We start from the raw sequence: 2,645 nt of genomic DNA, 5'->3' as shown, positions 1-2,645 counted from the left end.
GCCCTGGGCGGCGCCCAGACGGCGCTGGACCAGACCGTGCAATACATGTCGGAGCGCAAGGCGTTCGGCAAACCGATCAACCAGTTCCAGGCGCTGCAATTCCGGCTGGCGGAGTATGAAACCCGCCTGCAGGCCGCCCGCACCTTCCTGCGCCAGGCGGCATGGAAGCTGGACACCGGCGCCCATGACGCCAGCAAGTTCTGCGCCATGGCCAAGCTGATGGTCACCGACACGGCCTTTGACGTTGCCAACGGGTGTTTGCAACTGCACGGCGGTTACGGTTACCTGGCCGATTACGGTGTTGAGAAGATCGTCCGCGACCTGCGCGTCCACCAGATCCTGGAAGGCACCAACGAAATCATGCGCCTGATCGTCGCGCGCCAGCTGATTGCAGAGTAATCTGCGATCAGCACAATGGCCTTGGCGTACACCTATGACGGAGCAACCGGAATGAGCGACATTCATATCCGCAAGACCGGCCAGGCCGGCCGCATCACCTTCACCCGCCCCAAGGCGCTGAACGCGATGAGCTACGAGATGTGCATGGCGATCGACGCCGCCATGCGCGACTGGGCCACGGATGCCAGCGTTAAGCTGGTGGTGATCGACGCCGAGGGCGACAAGGCGTTTTGCGCCGGCGGCGACATTGCCGAGCTGTATGACACCGGCACCAAGGGCGATTACAGCTATGGCCGCACCTTCTGGCGCGATGAATACCGGCTGAACGCGCTGATCTTTGAATACAAGAAGCCGGTGATCAGCTTCATGCAGGGTTTCACCATGGGCGGCGGTGTCGGTATCGGCTGCCACGGCACCCACCGGGTGGTCGGCGAGACCAGCCAAATCGCCATGCCGGAGGTCAGCATCGGCCTGGTACCGGATGTTGGCGGTTCCCTGATGCTGGCACTGGCGCCGGACCACCTGGGCGAATACCTGGGCATGACAGCCGCGCGCATGGGCGCCGATGATGCGATCCTTGCCGGTTTTGCAGACTATTTCATTCCGCAGGACCAATGGCCCGCGCTGATCGCCGTGCTGGAGGAAACCGGCAGTGCCAAACCGGTGGAGGACGCAGCCCAGCCCGCGCCGGAAGGCAAGCTGCGCGGGGTCCGCAACGACACCGCCAGACATTTCGGCAAAGACAACCTGGAGGCCATCCTTGACGGTTTGCGGGCGGAAGACAGCGATTTTACCGCCGCCGCGCTGAAATCCTTAAACCGCAATTCTCCACTGTCGATGGCTTGCACGCTGGAAATGCTGCGCCGCCTGCGCGCTGATGGCCCCGCTATCCGCCGGGCCCTGGATCTGGAATACCGCTATACCTTCCGCGCCATGGACAAGAGCGACTTTCTGGAAGGCATCCGGGCCCAAATCATTGACAAGGACCGCAATCCGCAATGGCAATATGCGGGCCAGCCGGTGCCGGCACAGGCGGTTGAGGACATGCTGGCGCCGCTGGGCGCCGATGCGCTGACATTTGAGGAGGAAAACTCATGAAGATCGGATTTATCGGACTTGGCAACATGGGCGGGCCGATGGCCGCCAACCTGGCCAAGGCAGGCCACGAGGTCACCGGTTTTGATATGGCCGATGTCAGTATCGAAGGAGTGACCATGGCCGCCACCGGCCCCGAGGCCGCGGCAGGCGCCGATGCGGTCATCACCATGCTGCCCAACGGCGCCATCCTGCGCCTTGTCGCCGCTGAAATCATCCCGGCCATGGCCAAGGGCGCGGCCTTTATCGACTGTTCCACCGTCGACGTGGACTCGGCCCGCGCGGTGGCCGAACAGGCCCAAGCCGCGGGTCTGCTCTCCGTTGACGCCCCGGTCTCCGGCGGCATCGGCGGCGCCGCGGGCGGCACGCTCACCTTTATGGCCGGCGGTTCGGCAGACGCCTTTGCCGCCGCAGAGCCGCTGTTTGGCATCATGGGCCAGAAGGCCGTGCATTGCGGCGAGGCCGGTGCCGGCCAGGCCGCCAAGATCTGCAACAACATGATCCTCGGCGTCACCATGATCGCCACCTGCGAAGCCTTTGCGCTGGCCGACAAGCTGGGCCTCGACCGGCAAAAGATGTTCGACGTGGTCTCCACCTCCTCCGGCTACAGCTGGACCATGAACGCCTATTGCCCGGCGCCCGGCGTCGGCCCGCAGTCGCCTGCCGACAACAGCTACCAGCCCGGTTTTGCGGCTGAACTGATGCTCAAGGACCTTGGCCTCAGCCAGCAGGCCGCGGCCAGCGCCGATGCCGACACGCCAATGGGCGAACTGGCAATGGCGCTTTACAAGAAGTTCGTCGAGGACGAGGGCGGCAAGGGCATGGACTTCTCTGCCATGCTGCCGCGGTTTGAGAAACGCAGCCGCGACGGCTGACAGCGCGCGGCCTCAAGCCCGGTTCCTCGAAAACACTTGTTTCAGGCGGCCCGTCACAGGCCGCCTTTTTCATCTGCTTTCTCCGAGAATACCCGTGAAATTCGAATAAACTCCCGAATTCCGGCACTGGTCTGCCACAGTTCCGTCCAAGTTGAGCAGCATTCCGGTAAGCGATCGTTAACCCTCGCGCACCCGGAGGCTTGCTGCCCGATATGGCCACGGCAACGGAACTGAACATCAATTCTTCCGCGACCGCCACCCAGATGGCGGAGGAGA

General features: G+C 63.5%; 4 protein-coding genes. 3 read left to right on the top strand and 1 reads right to left on the bottom strand.

The window, feature by feature from the left end; all coding sequences use genetic code 11:
• The 3 genes from A2I95_RS30570 to mmsB form a co-directional block, all read left to right on the top strand.
• On the top strand, window positions 1-399 hold a 399-nt coding region (locus A2I95_RS30570), incomplete at its 5' end, for an acyl-CoA dehydrogenase family protein (RefSeq protein ID WP_291735918.1).
• Window positions 400-450: 51 nt separating this feature from the next.
• Window positions 451-1,497, top strand: coding sequence for an enoyl-CoA hydratase/isomerase family protein (locus A2I95_RS30565; protein WP_291735916.1), 1,047 nt, complete (start codon window positions 451-453; stop codon window positions 1,495-1,497).
• On the top strand, window positions 1,494-2,369 hold the full coding sequence (gene mmsB / locus A2I95_RS30560; protein WP_027259061.1) for a 3-hydroxyisobutyrate dehydrogenase: 876 nt from the start codon (window positions 1,494-1,496) through the stop codon (window positions 2,367-2,369). The genes A2I95_RS30565 and mmsB overlap by 4 nt, the downstream gene beginning before the upstream one ends.
• Before the next feature lie 53 nt (window positions 2,370-2,422).
• Here the strand turns inward: mmsB and A2I95_RS30555 are convergent.
• The coding region (locus A2I95_RS30555; protein WP_291735914.1) for a hypothetical protein at window positions 2,423-2,645 on the bottom strand (223 nt) is incomplete at its 5' end.

Source organism: Leisingera sp. F5 (genome assembly GCF_001593695.1).
This window is presented reverse-complemented; position numbering and strand designations above follow the sequence as displayed.